At 42.2% G+C, this 23158-nt stretch carries 27 protein-coding genes, 1 pseudogene and 1 riboswitch; of the genes and pseudogenes, 23 read left to right on the top strand and 5 right to left on the bottom strand.

Going from position 1 to position 23158, the window contains the following annotated elements; translation table 11 throughout:
• Window positions 1-69 precede the first annotated feature (69 nt).
• Both M3152_RS08410 and M3152_RS08405 read right to left on the bottom strand, forming a co-directional pair.
• Window positions 70-1245 (bottom strand): tyrosine-type recombinase/integrase, encoded by a 1176-nt coding sequence (locus tag M3152_RS08410; RefSeq protein ID WP_251694700.1) that lies wholly within the window; start codon window positions 1243-1245, stop codon window positions 70-72.
• 3 nt (window positions 1246-1248) lie between these two features.
• The gene (locus M3152_RS08405) at window positions 1249-2025 is read right to left on the bottom strand and encodes a helix-turn-helix domain-containing protein (RefSeq protein WP_251694699.1); all 777 of its coding nucleotides are present in this window, start codon (window positions 2023-2025) and stop codon (window positions 1249-1251) included.
• A 161-nt stretch (window positions 2026-2186) separates the two neighbouring features.
• Here M3152_RS08405 and M3152_RS08400 point away from each other — a divergent pair, with 161 nt between their 5' ends.
• From M3152_RS08400 to M3152_RS08325, 16 genes and pseudogenes are all read left to right on the top strand, one after another.
• The gene (locus M3152_RS08400) at window positions 2187-2495 is read left to right on the top strand and encodes a hypothetical protein (RefSeq protein ID WP_251694698.1); all 309 of its coding nucleotides are present in this window, start codon (window positions 2187-2189) and stop codon (window positions 2493-2495) included.
• A 113-nt stretch (window positions 2496-2608) separates the two neighbouring features.
• On the top strand, window positions 2609-2965 hold the full coding sequence (locus tag M3152_RS08395; RefSeq protein ID WP_251694697.1) for a hypothetical protein: 357 nt from the start codon (window positions 2609-2611) through the stop codon (window positions 2963-2965).
• A gap of 15 nt (window positions 2966-2980) precedes the next feature.
• A complete protein-coding gene (locus M3152_RS08390) occupies window positions 2981-3427 on the top strand; it encodes a hypothetical protein (protein ID WP_251694696.1) in 447 nt (148 codons plus the stop codon).
• Entirely contained in the window at window positions 3424-3753 is a 330-nt protein-coding gene (locus M3152_RS08385; RefSeq protein WP_251694695.1) for a hypothetical protein, read from the top strand. The genes M3152_RS08390 and M3152_RS08385 overlap by 4 nt, the downstream gene beginning before the upstream one ends.
• Before the next feature lie 179 nt (window positions 3754-3932).
• Complete coding sequence (locus M3152_RS08380) at window positions 3933-4829, top strand: bifunctional DNA primase/polymerase (RefSeq protein ID WP_251694694.1); 897 nt, start codon at window positions 3933-3935, stop codon at window positions 4827-4829.
• 89 nt (window positions 4830-4918) lie between these two features.
• Window positions 4919-6328: pseudogene (locus tag M3152_RS08375) on the top strand (phage/plasmid primase, P4 family); the annotation flags it as partial.
• Window positions 6329-6604: 276 nt separating this feature from the next.
• Complete coding sequence (locus M3152_RS08370) at window positions 6605-6790, top strand: hypothetical protein (protein WP_251694693.1); 186 nt, start codon at window positions 6605-6607, stop codon at window positions 6788-6790.
• A gap of 60 nt (window positions 6791-6850) precedes the next feature.
• Window positions 6851-7495, top strand: a complete 645-nt coding sequence (locus M3152_RS08365) for a hypothetical protein (protein ID WP_251694692.1) — start codon at window positions 6851-6853, stop codon at window positions 7493-7495.
• Between the two features lie 247 nt (window positions 7496-7742).
• Complete coding sequence (locus tag M3152_RS08360) at window positions 7743-7943, top strand: hypothetical protein (RefSeq protein ID WP_251694691.1); 201 nt, start codon at window positions 7743-7745, stop codon at window positions 7941-7943.
• A 19-nt stretch (window positions 7944-7962) separates the two neighbouring features.
• The gene (locus tag M3152_RS08355) at window positions 7963-8580 is read left to right on the top strand and encodes a hypothetical protein (protein ID WP_251694690.1); all 618 of its coding nucleotides are present in this window, start codon (window positions 7963-7965) and stop codon (window positions 8578-8580) included.
• The gene (locus M3152_RS08350; RefSeq protein ID WP_251694689.1) at window positions 8580-9017 is read left to right on the top strand and encodes a hypothetical protein; all 438 of its coding nucleotides are present in this window, start codon (window positions 8580-8582) and stop codon (window positions 9015-9017) included. The genes M3152_RS08355 and M3152_RS08350 overlap by 1 nt, the downstream gene beginning before the upstream one ends.
• Before the next feature lie 46 nt (window positions 9018-9063).
• Window positions 9064-12282, top strand: a complete 3219-nt coding sequence (locus M3152_RS08345) for a phage tail tape measure protein (RefSeq protein ID WP_251694688.1) — start codon at window positions 9064-9066, stop codon at window positions 12280-12282.
• Window positions 12279-12950 carry a hypothetical protein gene (locus M3152_RS08340; RefSeq protein ID WP_251694687.1) on the top strand — a complete coding sequence of 224 codons (672 nt, stop codon included), beginning with the start codon at window positions 12279-12281 and terminating at the stop codon, window positions 12948-12950. Before M3152_RS08345 ends, M3152_RS08340 begins: the two co-directional genes overlap by 4 nt.
• A gap of 23 nt (window positions 12951-12973) precedes the next feature.
• Window positions 12974-13273, top strand: coding sequence for a hypothetical protein (locus M3152_RS08335; protein WP_251694686.1), 300 nt, complete (start codon window positions 12974-12976; stop codon window positions 13271-13273).
• A gap of 58 nt (window positions 13274-13331) precedes the next feature.
• Window positions 13332-13529: a helix-turn-helix transcriptional regulator gene (locus tag M3152_RS08330; RefSeq protein WP_251694685.1), complete on the top strand. Its 198-nt coding sequence runs from the start codon at window positions 13332-13334 to the stop codon at window positions 13527-13529.
• A gap of 6 nt (window positions 13530-13535) precedes the next feature.
• Window positions 13536-13709 carry a hypothetical protein gene (locus M3152_RS08325; protein WP_251694684.1) on the top strand — a complete coding sequence of 58 codons (174 nt, stop codon included), beginning with the start codon at window positions 13536-13538 and terminating at the stop codon, window positions 13707-13709.
• Window positions 13710-13941: 232 nt separating this feature from the next.
• Here the strand turns inward: M3152_RS08325 and M3152_RS08320 are convergent, their stop codons facing one another.
• Window positions 13942-14622, bottom strand: coding sequence for a hypothetical protein (locus tag M3152_RS08320; RefSeq protein WP_251694683.1), 681 nt, complete (start codon window positions 14620-14622; stop codon window positions 13942-13944).
• A gap of 188 nt (window positions 14623-14810) precedes the next feature.
• Between M3152_RS08320 and M3152_RS08315 the strand changes: the two genes are divergently transcribed.
• A complete protein-coding gene (locus tag M3152_RS08315; RefSeq protein ID WP_251694682.1) occupies window positions 14811-15671 on the top strand; it encodes a ParM/StbA family protein in 861 nt (286 codons plus the stop codon).
• Window positions 15668-15895, top strand: coding sequence for a hypothetical protein (locus M3152_RS08310; protein WP_251694681.1), 228 nt, complete (start codon window positions 15668-15670; stop codon window positions 15893-15895). Before M3152_RS08315 ends, M3152_RS08310 begins: the two co-directional genes overlap by 4 nt.
• A 25-nt stretch (window positions 15896-15920) precedes the next feature.
• Here M3152_RS08310 and M3152_RS08305 read toward each other — a convergent pair whose 3' ends face one another.
• Complete coding sequence (locus M3152_RS08305) at window positions 15921-16247, bottom strand: helix-turn-helix domain-containing protein (protein ID WP_251694680.1); 327 nt, start codon at window positions 16245-16247, stop codon at window positions 15921-15923.
• Between the two features lie 587 nt (window positions 16248-16834).
• Between M3152_RS08305 and M3152_RS08300 the strand changes: the two genes are divergently transcribed.
• The 5 genes from M3152_RS08300 (at window position 16835) to M3152_RS08280 (ending at window position 22257) form a co-directional block, all read left to right on the top strand.
• Window positions 16835-18637: an ATP-binding protein gene (locus M3152_RS08300; RefSeq protein WP_251694679.1), complete on the top strand. Its 1803-nt coding sequence runs from the start codon at window positions 16835-16837 to the stop codon at window positions 18635-18637.
• Between the two features lie 77 nt (window positions 18638-18714).
• The gene (sigX, locus tag M3152_RS08295) at window positions 18715-19242 is read left to right on the top strand and encodes an RNA polymerase sigma factor SigX (RefSeq protein ID WP_251694678.1); all 528 of its coding nucleotides are present in this window, start codon (window positions 18715-18717) and stop codon (window positions 19240-19242) included.
• A complete protein-coding gene (locus M3152_RS08290) occupies window positions 19243-20433 on the top strand; it encodes a hypothetical protein (protein ID WP_251694677.1) in 1191 nt (396 codons plus the stop codon).
• Between the two features lie 80 nt (window positions 20434-20513).
• A riboswitch (FMN riboswitch) is annotated at window positions 20514-20645 on the top strand.
• A 217-nt stretch (window positions 20646-20862) separates the two neighbouring features.
• Window positions 20863-21444, top strand: a complete 582-nt coding sequence (locus M3152_RS08285; protein WP_251694676.1) for an ECF transporter S component — start codon at window positions 20863-20865, stop codon at window positions 21442-21444.
• Between the two features lie 249 nt (window positions 21445-21693).
• The gene (locus M3152_RS08280; RefSeq protein WP_251694675.1) at window positions 21694-22257 is read left to right on the top strand and encodes a hypothetical protein; all 564 of its coding nucleotides are present in this window, start codon (window positions 21694-21696) and stop codon (window positions 22255-22257) included.
• A 537-nt stretch (window positions 22258-22794) separates the two neighbouring features.
• Here the strand turns inward: M3152_RS08280 and M3152_RS08275 are convergent.
• Complete coding sequence (locus tag M3152_RS08275) at window positions 22795-23055, bottom strand: ferredoxin (protein WP_251694674.1); 261 nt, start codon at window positions 23053-23055, stop codon at window positions 22795-22797.
• Window positions 23056-23158 lie beyond the last annotated feature (103 nt).

The following is a 23158-nucleotide window of genomic DNA, read 5'->3' as shown; positions in this document are numbered from 1 at the left end:
CTTATAGTCAAAGGGGTATCGGGGCAATAAAATCAGATTGGGCAATAATCCGGCAACAGTAAAAATATGTCAATTCATTTCTTTGAGAGAATTGGTCAAGCCGGATAGGTGAACATTCAACAAGTTAGCAGCGTGATCTTTAGTATCTTTGGTCATATGCGTATATATATTCATGGTCGTTTGAATATCTGAGTGTCCACTTCTTCGCTGGATTTCTCCAATCGGTACACCAGCTTCAATGAGTAGTGAAATATTGGTATGTCTGAAGCTGTGCGTGGTGATATGCTTGTCCGTATCCATCTGCTTTAGAATGCGCTTCAAGCGTTTTCTGATTTTTACTGGCTGGAGGGGATAACCTTCCTCATCGGCAAATATGAAGCCATTGTCATTGTAGACCATCCTATTTCTCATTTTTTCTTCTTTCTGAGCTTTAAGATGGTCTTTAATAAGTGAAATTACAAAAGGGTCTAATTCGATTTTTCGGATGGATCCTTTTGTTTTTGGTGACTGGATAAGATAGTCAGCCTTAGTGCGATGTTTTGATACATAAGTTTTATTTACATTTATTTCATTCGTCTTGAAATCAATGTCCGATTTCTTCAATACGGCAAGCTCTCCGACACGCAGACCCGAATAAGCGAGTGTGGTGAATATCAACATGTCATGTTTTAATCCGTGAGTCTTTACTACTTTGAAGAACTCCATTAGTTCATGGCGGTCGAAGAAGCTACCTATATCCTCTTCGCCATCCACATTGTTGGAAACCATACGCGGCATCTCAAAGTGTGTTGTTGGATTGTTGCGGATCAGTCCTAGTTTGGCAGCATACGCAAAAATCATGGAAGCAGTGGTATGAAGTCCTGACAGATAACTCTTGCTCACTTCTTCGCTCGATTTGTCCATATACTGCTGATACATGCTCATTGTAATGTCATTCAAGGGGTAATGCTCCCAAACCTTTAATAAACGATTAGCGGCTGTCCTGCGCGTGTACACAGTACTTTCCTTTACACGCTTCTCATAATAGGAGAACCATAGCTCAACAAAATCCCCGAATGCCATTCTTGACTCTCTTACATATGTCCCTTGCTTCAATTCCTCTTCAATACGCCGCGCTTCATTCCTGGCTTCTGTTTTGGTGCGGAATCCTGATTTCGTTATCTTTTCGTATTTACCAGTAACCGGGTTCTTTCCAGCAGAAACGATATATTCCCATGATCCATTCTTTTCTCGGAAGCTGGCCATTGGTTATTTCTCTCCTTTTTTCATAGAAGATTCTCTTTCGCTGATGCGTTGTAAGTTTTCGATAAACCGTTGTCTCGCTATATAGTGGTCTTTAATTTCCTCTTCAGAAGGATAGTTTTGTTCTTGGTCTTCGAATAAGGCGAATAGAACTTTTCTAATGACTTTTTTATCTTTATGAGTAAGTTCGTATTTATTGAAGTATAGTTTTCCTCCACGCATTAGAAGTTCCTCTATATCTGGATACTCCGAACGTCTAAATTCATCAATTTCATGCTGTAGGTGCTGTTCTTCAATATAAGCATCTAATTCCTCTGGGGTAAATGAATCATGGAAATCTTGGTGTTGTTTTTGAGCTAACTTATTTCTTAACTCTGTCTGTTCCTCCATCGCTAACTCAATCTTTTCCCAGTTGTCTGACACCAACTCAAAAGCCACATCGTACAATTCCTCGTTGTCCTTATTTTCTCGGAGTTTGTCCTGCAGAAATTCGTTTTCCTTCCGTAACCTAATTAAGTTTGCATCCAGTGCGGTTATTCTGTTCTCTAAATACTCAATTGTAGGTTCTTCAGCTACGTATCCAGCTTGCGACAATAACAAAAAGTGATCGATTCCTAACGCATAGGCTATCTTTTGTAAAACTTCGGGAGATGGTCTTTTTTTAATGTTGTTTTCTAAGTTGGATAAATACCCCTGGCTCAAGTCAGTTCTATCTGCTAAAGCTTTCAATGTAATATTCGCTTCGTTACGTTTTTTTCTTATAAAAGACCCCAAGGAATCCATTTACTAACCTCCATTAATCTTATTATGTCCCATTATACACAAAAAAGTTCGCTGGTAGAAATATTAATTGTTGATTTATATTCTGTGATGTGTTTTAATATATCCAACAGCGAACAATTTATGTTAATTAGTTCACTGCCAGAGAATGAGGAGGTGGAAAGATGTTTGAAATCGCAATCAACCAAGACCACTTAGAAAAATTGGCACGAGAAGTAATTGAGGAACGCGTGAAAGAGATTGATCAAAAAATCTTCTTCATGGATACAAAGCAAGTTCTTCAATATGTAAATATGTCGTGGAACTCATTCAACACGAATATCATGGCTGATCCAAACTTCAAAGCGGCGATTCGTCTTGGCAGCAAGTGGCTTTTCAATAAAAAGGAATTGGACAACTACTTGGATCGTTTCTTCCATGAAGTACGCGATAGTGGCGGGGATATTCAACAATACAAAAGGAGGAATGCGTGAATGGGTGTTGAGTGGGGGTTAATCGCGGCGCTCGGTATTCCGGCTTGCAGCATCTTAGCTTTCATGGCCGGACGTGTTTGGGAGAGTTTAGGGAATGAGGTGAACACCCCGGAATGACAAAAAGTGAAGATTTATCACCACACCTACTGAAAGTGATGGATGATCATGTCAAAAATGTCCCTTACTATACGAAGCTTATTAGCGGAGAAGTGGAACTTGGAAAAGAATACGGGGCGTATGTCGAGCAAATCCGGCGAATTGAAGAAGTGAAGCGCATTTTAGATGCCGTTCAGGATGCGTTCAACGAACTCGACAAACTACGTATACCGTTCATAACACTTTACTATTTTGGCGGTCGTGGAGTCACTGTAGAAGCCGCAGGACAGCGGGTGGGGGCTAGCAGGTCAAGTGCTGTCAGATGGAGGAGAGACTTCATTGAAGCGATTTGTAAAAAACTTGGTTGGATATGAAGGAGGAATTTTGAAATGACTAACAACCGAAACACAAGTGAAGTCCAAGCTGATTTAGTCTGTCAGGCTGAAAGAATCGAGGCCATCCACGCATTTCTGGAAGATGTGATTGAGTTGTATTCGAACTATGGAATGGGTAGGGATTTAGACGAATTACAATCTGCCAACCTAAAATTGATAAGCCTTTCAAGTTTCTTGGAACGTGAATTGAACGATATGAAAAAAACTATGGACGAGTTACTGCAAACAAATAGGGAAGGTCATGCGGTCTTTCTGTCAATTAAAGAAATCGCCGATACATTGGATGCGGTACTTCAGCAAGAGGCGCCTCACATCATGATTACATCGGACGGAATAAATGAAAAGAAAGAAGAAATTACCCGAGAAGAAATGTTGGTCCATCATATCGAAATTGCTGTACAGGATCTATACGAAATTACAGAGGAGGAAAATGGGAAATGACACAATCAAACGTTAGCAAGTTGCAGGGGGACACGTTTCTGCTTGATGAAGCATTCGGGGTTATGAAAGGTGATGTGGAAACTTTAAATGATGTAGCTGCAGAATTAATGCAACTTGCACAGGCTATGGACGAGACCGGTATCAACCATGCGAAGATCAATTTCATGGAATTTCAACGACGGACGAAAATACTTTCTAAGTTGCTTAATCTCACGGTGAAGAATCTTGACGGTGAAAGCACGGCGGCTCACAAAATTCATTTAGATATATTCAACTCGGCGCAACAGCTAGAAACAGAAAAAACCCCAACTGACGGCAATCAGTGAGGGCGAGAATTAAATATCCTATAGTCCATTATATACAGTAAAAGTGTATTTATGCAAGAACGCCATTTTCCGGTGGCGGTAGGAAAAGAAGAGGGGAAAACTTCAGGCCTAACCAACCTACAAAAAAAGAAGGGGCGTCCGAAAGTGGACAACCCCTCCCGGAAAGGAGATATATCAGAATGACTGTTATACAAAGTGTAACACAGACCGAAGATAAAAGCAATAAAATAGATGATACAGAACGTATGAAAAAAGCGGCTCTTGGATATGCAAAACTATTAAACTGGCATGTATTCCCGGTCCATTCGATAAGGAATGGCAAATGTACATGCGGTAAACCTAATTGCAACAGTCCAGGTAAACATCCGGCCACCATAAATGGTTTGAAGGATGCAACAGCTGATCCACAAACCGTCAACCTATTGTGGAACGACTTTGAAGGTGCGAATATCGGCATCCGTACCGGGAAAGAAAGCGGAATCTTCGTACTTGATGTGGATGTTCACAAAGTTGATGGTCGGGCAACTCTCGAAGAGTTGACAGCAATACATGGACCACTGCCCGAAACTGTACAAGCTATAACGGGTAGCGGTGGGGATCACTACATCTTTAGATATCGAGAAGGTGTAGGAAATAAAACGAACTTCGCACCGGGTCTAGATATTAGGGGTGACAATGGCTACATAGTTGCTGCGCCATCCCTACACGCAAGCGGCAAACGGTACGATTGGGAACTTAGTTCGCATCCGTTAGAAGTGGGAATAGCAGAAGCTCCTCAATGGCTTATAGATATGGTCACACAACCGGTCTACACGCATACGGACAAGCCCAAACCCAAACCATCCTCATACTGGCAGAAGCTCATGCAAGGCTTATCAGAAGGTGAGGGGCGCAACCCGGCGGCGGCTTCAATAGTGGGCCATTTACTCGCAAAGAACGTTGATTTAGCCTTGATTTGCGAAATGATGTACCTATGGGACGAGAGGAACAATCCGCCGTTGGGTCCAGAAGAATTAAACAGAACCATCAAGAGTGTAACAAAAAAACATTTTGAGGGGAGGGGGAAAAGATGGTAGCAATGGGAGCGGAAATTTATTCGCTAGTTGAGGAATTAAGGGAAATAAAAGATTCGCTAACTGCTAATCTTCAAGATCGTTTGAGAGAAAGACGTAAAGAAGAACTTGAAAAATTAGCTGAGGAACAACTGGAGGAATGGAAAAAGAACGGATCTTTCGGGAGGAGACCAAAAACGCCTACCACGCTCAGTCCGGCAATGTGCGCATCTATCCTCCCCGAATATGTCAATTTTGCTCTATTCGATTCAGAAGAGAATACAAGATTAGCAATGTACCAGCCGGATGAAGGTGTTTATACCCGAAATACTACAGTTATAAAGCGTGTGATTTCATGGCTAGAACCTAAATTGAACAATGCGAAAGCCGAGGATGTCATCTACTATCTGACAAATAAGGCGGAGATTCGAGAGGAAACGGAATCAAGACATTTAATTCCAGTGCAGAACGGAGTATTCAACCTTGAAACGAAACAATTGGAGCCATTTACTCCCGATTATGTTTTCACTACCAAAATATCCACGTCCTACGATCCGGAGATAACGAATCCAGTCATAGATGGTTGGGATGTGGAAAGTTGGTTGAACTCCATAGCTTGTGGAGATCAGGAGATTATTCACCTGTTATGGCAAGTGATCAATGATTCTCTTAATGGAAACTTTACTCGTAGAAAAGCAATCTTCCTAGTGGGTGACGGTAACAACGGGAAGGGGACGTTCCAGGAGCTCATCATCAATCTCATCGGTGTCCATAATATCGCTTCTTTGAAAGTGAATGAATTTGATCAACAGTTTAGGTTAAGCGCACTGGAAGGGAAAACCGCAGTTATTGGTGACGACGTACCTGCTAACGTGTACATCGATGATTCTTCCAATTTTAACAGCGTAGTGACGGGTGATCGCGTACAAGTCGAATTCAAACATAAGCCGTTATACACCACAGCTTTCAAGTGCAGTGTCATTCAATCGACTAACGGTATGCCGAAGTTCAGAAACAAAACGAACGGAACGATTAGACGAATTATCATTGTTCCCTTCAATGCAGATTTTAATGGCAGCACTGAAAACTTCAAAATCAAAGATGAATATGTGTGCGATGAACGAGTTCTGCAATATGTTTTACGTAAAGCAATCCATATGGACTTTGACCGTTTTAAAATCCCTGAAGCCTCCAAGCGTGAATTGGAAGTGTTCAAGCAAGACAACGACCCAATACTTGATTTCAAATTATCCGTTTTCGATGAATGGGAGATTGATGAAGTCCCCATGTACGTTGTATACGGCTTCTATAAAAGGTTTTGTAATGAAAATGGTTATAAGTATGCCTCAGACAGACATTTCCACAAACAGTTTAGATCCCATCTAGCTGATGCGTGGGAAGATTCTCGGAAAAGGTTTCATTATATGGAGCTAAAAGAACCTCTAGGAGACCTGGACGAGCTGTACATAGGTTTCCCTGACCAAACCAAACAGCAAAGAACCTATAAACGTGTGACTGAGTGACTGGAATGAGACCGAGATTTATTTTTCAGTCTCACCTACAAACACCATAACAACAACTGTTGTAGATGTTTTGTGACTGTGAGACTGAAATTTATTAAAAACTATTTAGAATTTGAAACAAGTATTTAAGAAATAAAGGTTAAAAGTTTCGGTCACAGTCAGTCTCAGTCACAAATGGGGAGCAATCCCTTGTGGTTGTAGTGTTTAGGGATGTGACCGAGAAAAATATTCCAGTCACAGTCAGTCTCAGTCAGTCACAGAAAAAGGAGGTGTGATATGAACGACTTTCAAATGGTTGTAAAAGGATGGTATTCCCAAGCTGAAGCGAATGAAGGACTGAGAAGTTTCATAGCAGAGTGCAACTATAACAAGGATGAGATATTGAGCGTTACTTCCCACGTTACTGAAACAGAAGATGGAATGTCATATGTATTCGTTTTCAAAATAAAAGAGCATGAGTAACAGGTCAGCTCAAAACTGAGCAGGTTGCGTAAAAGTTCGCAGACCTATGGAGGTGGTGACATGCAACACGATACAGATGGGTACGGCTTGGTTAAATGGCAAGTGTTTCACTTGGCGCAAGCACTGACAAGAGCAAAGCGAATGGAGAAACTTAGGTCTGAATTCTTCGAAGAACTCTATGAATCTATTGTGTATCCAAGTGTTAATTTGGACTACAACAATCCGGTCATGCATAGCGCGAAGGTGGATAATCAGGCGATCCGCATCATTGAAGCAAAGGAACGCTATGACAAAAAGGTGCAGCAGGAATACGAGAAGCACTTCAGATGGAACGACTTGCTAGCATGGGCACGTGAGAAGGACAGGCCTATCATGATCCGTTACTTCCAGAAGAAAAAGTATGTTGAGCCGCGAATCATATTTGGTATACTCGTCCGTCTTCAAAAGCGGATAGAACACGAAGAATTCATGATGGATATGGAAAGCAATGAAAGAGCTAGGGAAGCTTTCAAGATTCACCGTAAGGACTTTATGGACAAGTACAAAGTGAAAGTGCTGCTTGATCATACGGATGTGCAGTCGTATCTAATCAATGGACGTTTCGTGAAGCTGACACCGGAAGAGTATCAGGCTCATCAAGAGAAGCAGGAAGCAATGCAGACAGAATTCGAAAAACGTATACAGGAAATTCGGGAAGCGACATGACAAACCTATAGACACCCCCCATCAAATTGTTTGGCAATTTCAAACAATTCTCCACACCGGTTGGGGCCTCGACTCTTTAGATTTATTCACAACCTCACGCGTAGGGGGGGGGGTGCTAGGAAATTTTACCAAACTATTCACGCGAGTTTTTGAGGAATATATTTTTTCCGTTAGCCACAACCGGTAAGAAATTGTTTTAAAAAGAGGCGTAATTCAAAGACGGGGGGTACGAAAGGCGGTGAAAAGCATGAAAGGATTAACTGAAGCTGAACAAAACCGAGCCAACAAAGTTTATAACAGACTCGTTCAATTGAACAAAAAGAAAAATTATACGAATGCCGAAAGAGAAGAAGCTGAAACTCTTATTCGTGAAGCTAGAAAGTTCTTAAATAAGTCGAAGTATGGTCATGAAAAAGGACCACTTGCTAGATTCTTTAGAGTTCTATAAAAAAAGAGGAGAGATGTACATGGAAACTATCAACGTGAATGATTATTTCATCGAATCCAAGAAGGCCATTCAACTGGTACTGGATCGGGAGCAAGAATTGGAAAAGAAAATCAAATCGTATGACCTTTTGCAGTTGATCAAGAACCAAAAGGAAAAGGCGAAAACACCGGAGGAATACGAATTTCTTGAACAAGAAGAAAAGAAACTCGCGAATAAAATTCGTTTCAACCAACTAACAGAACCTGCTGTTCCTGCTGAACATAGAGAAAAGATTCAAAGAAACTTGAAAGTCGAAGAACTGCAGCGTGTCGAAAAACTGAATGAGCTGAAAGGGCAATTGACTGAACAAATCGGCTACATGAAAGAAACGCTAATTCCATTACTCAACAGCATTAACGAATTAGAAGCAATGGAAGAAGTTTCGAATCAAATTGATATCATATTGGATGCTGAAATCGGAGAAAAGGCGGTCATGCCTGTTTCTCAAAGGTTGAAACCGTTCAGTAAAAAGGAATATCGGCCAAGAGCTGGCATTGCACTTCAAGATGTACAAAAAGCAGCTGATGAGCTTGGGAAAATAACCGTACCCATTGAGACAACTGGATTACTATCATTCTTGAAACGAGGTAAAAAATAATGCGAGCATTTGAGCGACAAGTAGCAGAATTAGAATGTCACAATGTATTGTTCAGTTATCCCTATCAAGTAAAACCAATCACAGATCAAGCAATAGCGTTCTTCGCTATACATGGACGTGATGGCGGACCAATCCCTAAAAATAAAACGGAATTCGAGAAAAATCTAAAGCTAGATAGATATCCGTTCAAAGGCTCGAGAGCATTCTACTATGATGACCCGAATGAATCGGAAGATGAAAGAATAAAATCGACAAAAAACCTAGCAGTATTAAACATGGCAGATCGTCACGTCCCAGGCATCTACCACATTAAGAGTATAGGGAAAAACCCTTACATTGCGTTGACTGAAGGGACGGACTATGAAATTGAGGTTAGCGAGAAAATCGTCCATGAACAGCCTAAAAAGCTTTCTTTCGATGACATTAAGGCACTGTGAGAGGGGAAACCCACTCTATCTTCTAAAAAACAAAAGAGGTGAGTAAATGACAACAAATATAGGGAGCTTGGCCGTTTCGCTTTCTCTCGATGCTACGAATTTTAACGGATCGATGGCACAGGTTGACCGGAATCTACGCTCAATGGGTTCTGAATTAAAGGCTGCCAAAGCAATGGGCGCTGACTATGGAAAGTCATTGGATGGATTGCGATCTAAAAAGGATATCCTTTCCCGCTCTGTGGAAGCATCATCCATCAAACTGACGGAAGAACGAAAGAAATACGATGAATTAGTTGAATCCGGAAAAGCGAACGAGGCCCAACTCGAACGACAAGCGAAGAAAGTCAATGATGCACAGGCAAATTATAACCGGCTATCTACGGAACTTAGCGAAGTTGATAAGCAACTGAAAATCCAATCTTCCTCATGGACTCAATATGGAGAAAAGATGGAGAACGCCGGGAAAAAGATGCAGTCATTTGGAAAGGGTATGACCAACGTTGGAGACAATCTGACAAAGAGTGTCACGGCTCCAATTCTCGGTCTTGGTACAGCTGCATTTAAGGCGGCGGTCGATTTTGAGTCTAGTATGGCTGGGGTTAGGAAGACGACGGACTTGACGGATACCGAATTCGCTGCCCTCGCTGATGGGATACGTAACATGTCAAAAGAGATTCCGGCGGCGGCTACTGAAATTGCCGGTGTAGCTGAAGCGGCGGGACAACTCGGAATCAAGAAAGAAGCCATCTTAGGATTTACCCGGACAATGACCGATCTCGGGGTCGCGACTAATATGTCGGCAGAGGAAGCTGCTACATCGCTAGCAAGACTGGCTAACATTTCACAAATGAATCAACAAGATTTTGACAGATTAGGAAGTTCAGTTGTTGCTTTAGGAAATAATTTCGCAACAACAGAAAAAGAGGTAGTCGATATGGCTCTCCGCTTAGCCGGTGCCGGTGCACAGGTTGGAATGTCAGAAGCGGATATCCTTGGACTTGCCGCAGCGCTCTCAAGTGTGGGAATTGAGAGTGAAATGGGGGGCTCAGCCGTATCCCGTGTAATGGTAAACATGCAAGTCGCTACTTCCACAGGATTTTCTAAAGTCCAGGAGCTATCGAAGAAAACCGGTTACTCATTACGTGACTTGCAAATGATGGCATCTCACAGTGGTAAGGCGTTCGGTAATCTTGCTGAAGATTTAGGCATGACGAAGAAAGAGCTCACAACTCTAGTCAATGCAGGCGTTGACTTGGAAGGCTTTTCTAAAGTCGCCGGCATGACCGGAGAACAATTTAAGCAAGCATTCGAAAAGGACGCAATTGGTGCCCTTGGTGCATTTATTAATGGATTGGCAAACGCGGAAGATGCCGGGGATTCAGCGATCAATATGTTGCAGGAGATGGGCATCACGGAAATCCGTCTACGTGACTCATTACTCCGTGCCGGTGGCGCAGCTGAATTGTTCGGGAATGCGGTTGAACTCTCAAATAATGCCTGGGACGAAAATAACGCACTCACGAAAGAAGCTGAAGAACGGTACAAGACAACAGCATCCCAGATGAAAATACTGTGGAATCGTACCATTGATATAGGGATCGCATTCGGTGAACATTTAATTCCTCTTGCTCAAGAGGGCATGGAGAAAATTGGCGGTTTAGTCGATAAATTTGCATCTCTTGATAAAAATCAACAGAAAAACATTATTAAGATGGCTGGTTTTGCGGCCGCTATTGGCCCAGTCTTATCCATCACCGGAAGACTTACCACAGGTCTAGGAAGCACCCTACTCGTCGCCGGCAATCTAGCGAAAGGCATAGGGGGTGCAGGAGGTCTCGTCGGAGCACTTGGAGCTATTGCGGGTCCTGGTGCAATAGCAGTTGGAGCATTGGCTGCTGTCGGTGCTGCTGGGTATGGCTTGTACAAAATCCTCAACAAAACGTCCATACCGGAGATTGATATCTTTGGTGAAACGGTATCAGATAACACTAAGAAGGCTGTAGGAGCATTTACAAAGCTTACAGACGAAGCATCCATCCAGTTAGGTCTACTTAAAGCAAGCGGTGTAACTGTCTCAAAAGAGATGGCTGAGAGTATGGTTGGTACATTCAGTCAAATGGCCGATACGATTTTATCAGAAATGAAAGAAGATCATGCCTCAAGGCTTGAAACATTGAAGTCACATATTTCCGAGTCCAAAAGCATGGCGGAGGAAGAACAGCAACAAATCTTGGATGCCGTTGTGGAAGGGCACACTAAGCGTGAAGAGCGTGTCGAGGTTCTGCAAAGGCAATTCAACAAGATCGTAGAGAACGCATCCAATGAGCGCAGAAAGACCACCGAAGAGGAAAATGCTGCACTGGAAAAACTTCAGCGTGAAATGATGGAAACAGGGATTGAATATTTATCAGAAACTGAACGTGAACAAAAAGTTATTCTTGAACGCATAAAAATGGAGTCAGGAAAGATAAATGCGGAACAAGCAATTGAAACTGCGAATCGTGCCCGCGAAGCGAAAGAAGCTGTCATTGATGAAGCCGAAAAGAAATATGACGAGACTTTAAAAGTGCTCACAATGCTCCGTGACGAGACGAAAGAAATTTCGCAAGAACAGTATGAAACGATGGTCAAAGATGCTGAAAATACCCGTGACGAAACTATTAAGGCCACTGAGGGACAATATGAAGAAGTGATCCGTATCACCAAGGACAAAGGCGATGAGTATGTCACGGAAACCGAATTACGATTGGGGCGCGTTTTAACAGTGTGGGAGAAGTTCTCACTTGATGTTGGTAAAGAAACTTTGAAAATGTCCATGCAGACATATTCCACAATTAAACAAATGGCGATAGATGGCGGACTTCTGTTTACTCAATTTAAGAGGGATGCCGTTAAATCTGCAAGTGAAATGGTAAGAGGATATGATATCGCCGTTAATAAGCTTCCAGGCGTCGTCAAAAAGATGCTGGTTGAGGCAGTTGCAGAAGTAGCTAAGTCCGCTGTGAATTTTTACAATGCCGGTAAGGATGCCGCGCAAGGTGTTATCGATGGATGGAAATCCAAGGCTGCGGAAATTACAGCAGAGACAACAAAGATGGGGTTGAACATGATTCGAGCCTTCGATAAGGCGATAGATCGGAATTCCCCAGTCGAAAAATCTAGTGCCAAAACGAAAAAACGGGCTAAGAAGTTGGAAAAGGTGCTGTTGGCAATGAAGTGTGATGCTAAGCCGAAAATCAAAGTGAACGAGGTGGCTTTTGGATGACGTTGATACAAGGAGTAACATTAGGCAATGTGCTACAAATAATGACTAGCGACACAAGACGTGTAAACACATTTAGGTTTGGAGAAAAAGATTATAGTTTTAAGTCTTCTGGCGAAACATCGAAGTTAAAACGTATTTCTCCCTACTGCATTTTCGGCGGAGGCGGTTTAGATAACATCTGGGAAATCATCCAAAGTGACTTAGAGAAATCGGGAGCTGTATATATCAAAGAATTTATAAAGCCGCTCGAGGAAAGTGTATCCCGAATAAGAGGTGAAGTTGATGAACATTTCACTTCAATTGATGATGAAGATATGCCAACCCTTGTCATGATACTAGGATTTAATCCAGACGGAACGACAGGCTGCATAAACTTCGCTTCCGGAGGAGGAGTTTCTTACAGTGAAACTCCCATGTATGAACGTAACACCTATGCAATTGCACCTTCTCATGATGAATGGGAGGCAGTAAGAAAGACAGTGGAGTTCCACAATCCAGGAGTTGTAGATGGTTATATGGAAGCGTGTTTAGAGGAACTTGCCCAAATTCAAAAAGGCCTCAACATTAATGACGAGGACATAGTTTCTGAAGTATTTTGTTACACCGCGATATTCAGAGATCCTGAAACGGGTAAATACTCGTGTTATGAAGATACATTAAAGCTGTAACCATAGGGCGAAGGAGTGAATCGATGACAACTCTGAACAAGGATAAAGCCTACTTTCTTCTTGAACTATCACGGGAGATTCGGGAGATCGAACGGATAGTAAAAAAGGTAAAGAAAAAGAGCAACCGTCTTCCGCCGGATTTATATAAAACAGTCAATGATGGCGCAGACTATTTGGTCGAAAACACTAAGTATGTCGCCAAGCAAGTCAGAAGACTGCACTTTAAAGACGGTAATGAAGAAGCGAATAACTTCCTAAGAAATTCGTTAGCCAATGTAAAAGAAACAAGAATTGAATTATCTGAGATGCTAGAAACGATTTAGAACGAGGGGCTTAGGCTCCTCTTTTTTTGTGTTAAAATCTTCCTGGGGGTGGTAAAATATGCATATTCAACTATTTATTAAACGCCGAGAAGCTCGGATGAAGCAAGTTGATGTGGCGAAAATACTGAACATCAACAATGCTACGTACTCATTGAAGGAAAATGGCAAAGCGGATTTCACGCTTCGGGAAGCTATTAAACTGGCTGCAATCTTTGGTTGTACATTGAACGATTTATTTTGGGACCAGGAGGTTTAGAATATAGTGGACAAGTCTAGTGACGGGATAGATACAACCCGCAAACGAAAGATCCCAATAACCACTCAGCACGAAATGTACCGTTTCTTTTTAAAAACGTCTATTCCGCGCATTGTAGCAAGGAAGGCGCAAGAGAAAAAGGAACAGGCGGATGCGTATAGAGAAGAAGAGAAGGAATGATTACTATTCAAAGGCAGCGGAAGAATTCCTCGGTACATGGCTGCAAGAACAAAGGTGAAAATAAGAGTTGAAATAATAATCAGTCAATGGTAATCTGTTATTGACATTAGTATCCTCCCCGTGGAAAGGGAAGAGGCACTCCATCATTATCGATGGAGTGTTTTTATTTGTTGCAGAAAAAAAACGACCGCATAGGCAGTCGTGGTATATTCCGATACATAGAGGGACATACTCAATCCAAATCGTTCAAATCCCATTTATATGTTTCTTTATCGATCATCTTATCAGTGATTTTTTTGCGAATGCGTTTAGTGGTTTGTTTAGTAGTGTGGATAAACTGAAGGAGATTTTCGTTCCAGGAAGATTTGAAGGGGTTGTTACGATTGATATACTTCATGAATTTTTTCATTTCCTCGTGATTCATAACTTCATCTATGTTGCGATTGCTGTGCCTCGCTAAGATCGTTTCTATCACTTCATGATGCTTTATACCATACTCCAATAAGATTGCTGTAGCACGCGTAGGGGACACGTCTAAATGGTACGCTAGCATAGATATATACTTTTCATATTCTTCTTGCGGAAAGCGGATGCTGATCCGGTCGGTCGGGTCGCTGTCGGTACGTTCCGATAAGCTAGGTTTCACATCTGAGCCGATGTACAAAGTGGAATTCACACGGAGGATGCCTTTTTGCACATAGTCTCCCAAAAACCGGGACATGTCAGCGTGCCGGATCCCGTAATAACAAATAAATTCCGCAATCGATTTTACTGGCTGGTCAGCGATATACGCCAGTCTTTCAATCTCGCTTTTTAGATTAATAGAAACCGTTGGACCAACGTGAACTTTCTTGTCTGACCTTTCTTTTCGTTCGTTTCCATCCGAATTTATTTTTTTCTTTTTAAAAAACATCTATCAACCCCATTTCATCGGTTTATCCCTACCACACTGTGGCGTGTGGCGGACTTATTTTATCCTATGCTTAAAAGTGGTTGCATATTAACCACATTTTAAACGTAGGATGTATTACAAGTGAAATACGAAAACAGCCTATATCCAGCCGATGTATTTCAAATGTAATACCAATTGGAGGGGATAAAGTGGGTGTTTTGAATTTGGGTATTGATGCGGGGAATTATCGGGCGAAGGTTGCGGGACCATACGGAGTAGATAGCTACCGAACGGCGATCTGTGATTGGTTCGAGCGGAACATCGAGGAGGACTTTGGCGAGGATGACATGGAATTTATGTACAACGGACGGAAAGGTTTCGCTGGTACTCTAGCTTCCTATGAAGACCAATTCGGTGGCGGTGCTATGTATGGTGACAGTAAGGCTCATGAGGATACTGTGATTCGTGTGCTGCTCGCCATTTACCGCTACACTCAAAAGTATTGCCCTGGCTTCGTACGCTTTAACATTGTGGCAGGGCAGCCAATCGTTTCACACAAGCCGGCAGAAAAGAAGAAGCTTGTAGATATGTTGAAAAATGAGCACATCATCACGATCAATCGAAAAGAATGTCACTTCTCCATTGAGCAAGTCGGGATAGCGGCAGAGGGGAGTGGAGCGTTTTGGTCAGCTCCTAAGAATGGTCAGGTCCGCATAATCGATATAGGCAGCGGGACGGTCAATGCGGCAACAATCGCCGACAATCGGCACATCAATACGGCATCAGATACGTTTAATTACGGTGTGGAAACGACAGGTGGGCGTGACAATATCGATGGCATTGCACGAGCCACCATACGCTCTACCACGCAACTCAAATGGCGTAAGACTGATGCTGTTTATGTCTGTGGGGGAATCACCAGTGACATTATCCCCTTACTTGCAGAGCATTATACAGACGTACAGCCGATAATTCCACAGCTCAATGCCCACAATGGATTGCAAATACATTTACCTACGTTCGCCAATGCGGTAGGATTTTATGAACTTGCAAGGTTGACGTATGGATGACACGCAAAATTCAGCCGGTCAGCTTCAATTTGGATAACGACTATGAGAACGATTTGCACGAGTTCGCAATGGAGCAGGACAAATATTTTTCCAAATACGTCAAGCGGTTGATTGAAAGGGATCGTACAGTAGGTGTGACGGTCTCGGCGACGAGTGCTTCGATGGCCGTTCCAGAAGTGAAACCAATCAAGTTTAACAAATCGACAGTAAAGGCATTTTTATAAATAAAAAAAGAGGGGTGGCAGCCCCTCAATCTCCAGAACGAAAGTAACGTATTAACCGGATTGCGTCGGCGATCTCTCTTTCGGTAGTTTCCATTCCATCGACAACAAACCTTTTTTCGTATCGAGACACACCGGTATCTGTCGTTCTTAGGACATTACCAAGGAAATCATTAGGATCCACTCCGTAAACATCAAGGATGTCCTTCAGTAGATCAGGGGTGATTCCGTACTTACCACGTTCAATCTTTGATAGGTTGCTCCAATCGTAATTGATCTTGTTAGCAAGTTCTCTTAACGTGTCTTTATTTTCCTTTCGGAGCTTCTTGAGTTTTTCTCCTATACCCTCAATCATAATCATCACCCTACTCAATCATACTAAAGAGTTAGTATATTCACAAAAAGGGAAGTCGTGAAAATGGCTATTCTTTATTTGATAAAAACAGCTTAGAAAAAAAGAGGTAAATAATCGTTTGAAGTGTCTCGATCAATAAGATTGCCAAACACACCTTTTAAGAAGTGAAATAAGTGAAATTACAACTTCGAATTAATTATATTAGTTGCGCTTTGAAATGCTTGATCAGACTTGTCGTTATAAGGTAAATAGGCGTTTGCCCCGGACACACCATGCCGCACACACCCAAAAAAGGGGTGAATGCCTGTATTTACACATTCTACTGTTTAAATAAATTACTATAAAAATAAAGCGTTTTTTCATATTCCTTCTTCCACATGGGGAATATCATTTTATACGGTTGTCATGTATAATCAATCAGTGAATGTAAATGCAATGACTTCATCAACAATATTACTTTTTATCGGGCAATAATCCGGCAATAATGAAATTAAAACCAGTGATATATATTAACAAGGTGAATACAACAAATGCGATAACATCAACGTTTTTAACGTATGATGATACGCTACGAAAGGGTGTTTTAAATGAATAGAATATGGCATTCAATCGTCGGGAAGCTATGGGCAACCATATTGCTTCTCGTTTCCTTTGTCCTTTTTATCGTCACCGTTTTTCTGCTTGAATTCCTTGATAATTTTCATACGACGCAAGCAGAGGATTCGCTCCGGAGAGAAGCAACGACAATCGGTAAAATAGTTCTAGACCACGAAAGTGAATCCGCAATGCAACTCATTATCCAGGACATATTGGATAACGAAACGAATGCGATGATCATTGACTCGGATAAAAAGGTCTATTATTCATTCCATAGGGGGCTGAATCAGGAAAAGATAGAGCAAAAGATCTTATCCGAGCCGAAGTTCTTCTCAAATATTGAAATCAATCAAAAGGTCGTGAAGGAACAGATTCTTCCTTCTCTTACTGAAGAGAACGCCATGGAAAAATTTTTAGTCCTCATGTATCCGTATGCTGAAGTTAATGGTAACATGCACTCCATCGTTATGTACCAAAGTCTTGATGCTATTCATCGCACCACGAAAAGGACGACACATATCGTATTCTTATCCGCCTTCATCGCTTTCGTATTGACGACCATTTTCGCCTTCTTCCTTTCCACGAAAATCACTTCGCCATTGCGCGGAATGAAGCAAGCAGCCTTTGAATTGTCGAAAGGGAATTTTGAAACACGTCTTCCCGTTATGCAAAATGATGAAATCGGTCAACTTGCGACCGCTTTTAATCAGATGGGCCGACAGCTGAAATACCAGATGGAATTGATTAAACAAGAAAAGGAACAGTTATCCAGCATTCTCACATCAATGACGGATGCGGTCATCACCTTCAATCGTGATTATTCGATTCTGCTAAGCAATCCCCAAGCTGAGCGATTATTGCAGAAGTGGTATTTTGCCAATGGGGCAGATGACAAAGTGTTGCCGAAAGAAATTTTTCATATGCTTGAACACACCATAACGTTTGCAGAGGAAGTGGAGGATGAACTTGAAATCGGAGGCCAGTTTTATGGCATTTCCATCAGCCCGCTTTACAGTGAAAACAGTATTCGTGGAGCAGTAGCTGTATTGCGTGATATGACCGAACAGCATAAGCTTGAAAAGCTCAGATCCGATTTCATAGCAAATGTATCACATGAACTGAGGACGCCTATTTCCTTACTGCAAGGATATAGTGAGGCGATTATCGATGATGTAATGACGAGTGATGAGGAACGAAATGAAATGGTGCAGATTATCCACGATGAATCGAAGCGTATGAGCCGTCTCGTAACAGATTTGCTTGACCTGGCACGTATGGAGTCGGGGCATATGCGCTTATACAAGTTGAATTTCCCCTTAATTCCTTTTTTAGATAGAGTTCAAAACAAATTTATGCAAATTGCCCGGGATTCAAATGTTGCACTGACGTTGGACGTTAACGATGATGATAAAGAGATAATTCTCTTTGCAGACGACGATCGCCTGGAGCAAGTATTTACAAACTTAATCGATAATGCAATCCGTCATACGCCTGATGGAGGAAAAGTGACAGTCGGTGTCGAAAAGAAAGGAGATATGGTTGGAATTTCCGTTTCTGATACGGGGAGCGGCATACCGCAAGAGGATCTGCCTTTCATTTTCGAACGTTTTTACAAAGCCGACAAGGCGAGGACGAGGGGGAAAGGCGGCACTGGACTCGGTCTTGCAATCGCGAAGAATATTATCGACTCACACGGAGGCAGGATCACCGCAGAGCTTGGCGAAACGTCCGGAACGATCTTCAAATGCGTATTGCCTGCCGGACCTGCAGATTTCAATGAGGAAAAGCTATAAAAATGCTTTGATGAAAAATTTGTAGGATGAAACTTTTCATCTTGAATTACGACTAATGTAATGAACGGGGGGATTTCGTGGATGACTCCGTTTTCCACAGGCTATACGAGCAATATCATCAGGATGTGTTCAATTTCCTCATCTATTTGACGAGAGATCGACATTCGTCCGAGGATCTTATGCATGAAGTGTATGTCAGAGTGTTGAAGTCATATGCGGGTTTTGAAGGGAAGAGCTCTGAAAAGACCTGGCTCTTCTCCATCGCAAAAAATGTTGCGATAGATCACTTTAGAAAGAAGAATGTGCGGCAGAAGCATAATTTCGATAAATTTGACTGGGAGCAGAGCGAATTGCCCTCACTAGGAAGCACTCCTGAAGAAATTGCATCGTTAAATGAAGAGATGAGGCAATTGCTGCGAGTTTTAGATACATGCACCGGCGATCAAAAGATGGTAATAATCTTGCGGTTTTTCCAAGAGCTCTCCATAGCGGAAACCGCCGACACCCTCGGCTGGACGGAGGGAAAGGTGAAAACAACCCAACACCGTGCAATTAAAGCACTACAAAAGAAATTGAATGCTCTTTCGGCAGAGGAGGAAAGATGAATGACCAACAATCAATGGGATGACAACAAGCTGGAAAGCCTTCTTCATTCAATGCCGAAAATTGAAGATAACCGTTCAAAGGAACAAATTATGGAACGCCTTAGACAGGATCAGCGCCTTAAAAAATCGCGCAGGATGAAACCGAGGAAATGGATGCCTATTATTGTGGCGGCGGCTGCGCTGCTCCTGCTCAGTTTGCTTGTCCCTTCGATGCTCAAAAACAATGAAGGGGCGATCGAGGATGCAGAGTCTATTTCTTTCGAAATGAAGCGGGCAATTGACAGTGAAAATGAAGCAGCCGAGGAATCAGCGGATACATTTAGCGCGACAGAAGCGAAGGAGTCAGCAGCTTTGTCGTTTGAAACTATTGAAAGCCATGTAGTACTAGCAGACGAGTTATATGACGCTGCAGCTTTTCAAATCGGATTGGAGCAATCTGCATATGTCGTTCCGATCACATTTTTGATTCCTGATTCTCTGATTCAATCCGATTTTCCAAAAGGAAATCCGACAACGGTTGAACTATACAATAAATATGCCGCTGAGTTTCCGGAAGAGGAACTTGGTTTCGATGACTACCATCCGTATAAAGGCAGGTTATATGAGGGAAATGGCATACTCCATCATCAACTTCCGGATGAGCATAATTATGATATGTCGAGCTCGACTGTTTATAATTATTTCTCTTCGATGAGAGAAACTTTTTCGGGATATGAAAAGCTGCAGCTTGTTGATGAAACGGGCAAACCAACCTCATTTCCAAGTGTCGGAGATTCAAAAGCAGTAGAATTAAACAGGCCGTTCCCTTATTATAGATACACGACACCTTCGGGTAAGGTTTATTTGATTCCTGCAGAGTCTATTGAGTCTGTAGCTACAGTAACCCAAGGGCTCTCGGCGATGAAAAATGTGACTGGTGATATTTTCGAATCATTGGTTCCGGACAATGTGGAATATGAAGTCCGGGTAGAAGATAATATTGCTGTCATTACGTTCAAAGAGCAATTGGATGTCAATGCATTTGAGCAAAACGCAGTAAATCAAATGATTGAAGGATTCATGCTAACTGCTAAAGGTTATGACATACAAGTTCGGCTTGAAAACGTAGTTCAAGAGAGCTTTGGCAAGTATGATCTATCAAAGCCCTTGCCAATGCCGGTTGGCAGCAATCCAACTTGGTTCACTCCATAATCATAGAAGAAGCGTCTTGTAAACAGTAGAGTTTACAAGGCGCTTTTTTTTCGGTACAATAGATTTGTAACATAATATTGATTCATCTTCGGGGCAGGGTGTAATTCCCGACCGGCGGTAATGGAAGTTCCACTTCTTAGCCCGCGAGCTTAACAGCTGATACCGGTGTGATTCCGGAGCCGACAGTATAGTCTGGATGGGAGAAGGTGAAGGTGCAGCCGTCTTTTTGTGTTGTCCACAAAAAGGGTGCTTATTTAAGTATGGGAACGTGCAAAAGGAAACCGCCTTTCACGCATACCCTTATTTAGTGATGCCTTTTAAACTCTCCCTAAAGCTTATTTGCTTTAGGGATTTTAATTTGGACAATTAACAAATAGCGGTCAGACCTTTCCTCTTTTGAAGTGAATCGCAAAAGGAGAGAGGGTTAACATGAACAACAAGAAATTACGAAGGATGATTCTAATTGCAATACTGGGAAGTATTTCAACGGTATTGATGCAGTTGAATTTCCCGCTGCCTGCATTGCCTGCATTCCTGAAAATTGATTTCAGTGAAATTCCGGCCGTCTTAGCAATCATGACAATGGGACCGGTCGCAGGAATCGCTGTAGAACTGCTAAAGAACGTATTGCATTGGTTTTTATCAGGAAGCCCGACTGGTGTTCCAGTAGGAGAGATTGCGAACTTTGCAACAGGCGTCCTATTCATTATGCCGATCTATTTAATCTTTAAGAAAATCCGTTCGACAAAAGGCCTGACTGCTGGCTTGTTTGCCGGCACGGTTTCCATGGCTGTCGGAATGAGCGCATTGAATTATTTCGTATTCCTGCCGATGTATGTATACTTCATGAATATGCCTGCCTATACGGGCGATGCTATGTTCAATGTGATTGTACTAGGGATTCTTCCATTCAACTTGATAAAAGGCATCATGCTGATGGTCATTTCATTGTTGTTGTATAAGAGCATGAGCAAATGGATTGACCAACAAAACCGTCAGTTGACGATGTAATAAATATAAACTATGCGAGTATGTGAACAGATAATTGTTCATATACTCGTTTTTTAATCCTGTGAATTTCCGTTCTAGACGGACGCTTTCCAGGGGGCGGTGAGCCAAAACTAGGCACAACGATGGGGCAAGTCCAACAAGAGGTATTATTGAGAAGGAGGAAGGGAGTACAAACCTATCTCTCATTGTTAAAATAGTTGAAACTCTTTGTAATAAAATACGTAAATAAAGGTGAGAGGAGGGATTGTTGTGGGGAATAAGAAGAGAAAAACCATTAATTTATTGTTTCTAAGTTTGGTGTTACTACTTTCTGGAGCATTACTGGGTGCCTGTTCAAAAGCTGATGCAGAAGACTCGAATGTAGACGTTATCAAAAGTGTCCTTAAACTCCAATTCAATGGTCCAGATGAGACATTGATGAAGTTGCTACAAGACCCTAAATATAAGACTGTCGTGGATGGTATAGAAGTAAATGAGGAATTTGATAAGTATGTGGCAGAAGTATACGGACCTTATTTTACAGAGTTCTATCTCGGTACATTTCTTAGGATGTACGGAATTCACTACCCGTCTAGTGCTCACATGTCAGGTCATAAATTAAACTTGAAAAAAGTCGTCATTGAGAAGTCAGAGAATGCTTCAAACCGTTACACATTCACAGCGACAGTGGGCTATACAAAAGACGGAGATAATGAAAAAACGGCTAATGTATCAGGTGTGGTTCTCATCTCCACAAAAGAAGAAGGGAAAATCGGTAAGTTTGAATACGGAGGTGACAATGGGCTCCTTAAAGAATTACGTGTAAATGAATAAGAATATTTATAGTTCTATTTAATGTGGATAACCAAGGATTGTAGCGGAAGGCGGCGACTCCAGCGGGAATAGCATGAGCTGAAGACCCCGCAACGAAAGCCGTAACGAAGAACGGCTTTTGCGAGCAAAAGCGTAGTGTTGCGAGCACAAGTAAGGGATGCCTTAATTTCTGCACAAACCGCGGAAATACGGCAAATCGAACTCTTCGTGGTTCGATTGGCTGAAGCCATGCCCGCGGAAAGCGTCCGCCTGAAGGGTGAATCCGGTTCCAAGAACAAAAGGCTGTCCGGAATTTATTCCGGGCAGCCTCTCGGTCACTTCGACCTACGCTCTTGTTATCATCCAGCTCCGGGCGGCAGCCACTCGGGTCACTTCGACCTTGAAAGAAAAGGCAAAGAGCGCCTTTTTTTCAAGGCCACCAGTGAAAGCAGTTACGAGCACCCGTTATGATGCCTTAATTTCTGCATAGGGCGCAGAAATACGGCAAATCGAACCCTTCGCTGTTCGATTGGCTAAACGCCGCCCTCCGCTTTTGAATCAGTCTTCATATTTTAACGGATCGCCGTCGAACGGTGCATCAGCGACTTTGATCGAATCCGTCGGACAACCGTCAAAAGCGTCTTCCATATCTTCCAATAGTTCTTCTGGAACTTCTGTAACGCCCGTGTTATCATCAAGAATAACGTAGGCAATCCCCTCATCGTCATAATCATAGATGTCAGGTGCAGCAGCGCCACAAGCACCACATGCAATACATGTATCTTGGTCAACGATGGTGTATTTTTTGCTAGTAGACATTGACGTTCTCTCCTCTTTTCTCCGCACTATCTATTTAGTTCCCTTACCATTCTAAAGCTGTTTTCATTTGTTTTCAACAATAAAACATTAATTTTAAGGGGGG

This window comes from Sporosarcina luteola (assembly GCF_023715245.1).
Taxonomy (GTDB): domain Bacteria; phylum Bacillota; class Bacilli; order Bacillales_A; family Planococcaceae; genus Sporosarcina; species Sporosarcina luteola_C.
This window is presented reverse-complemented; position numbering and strand designations above follow the sequence as displayed.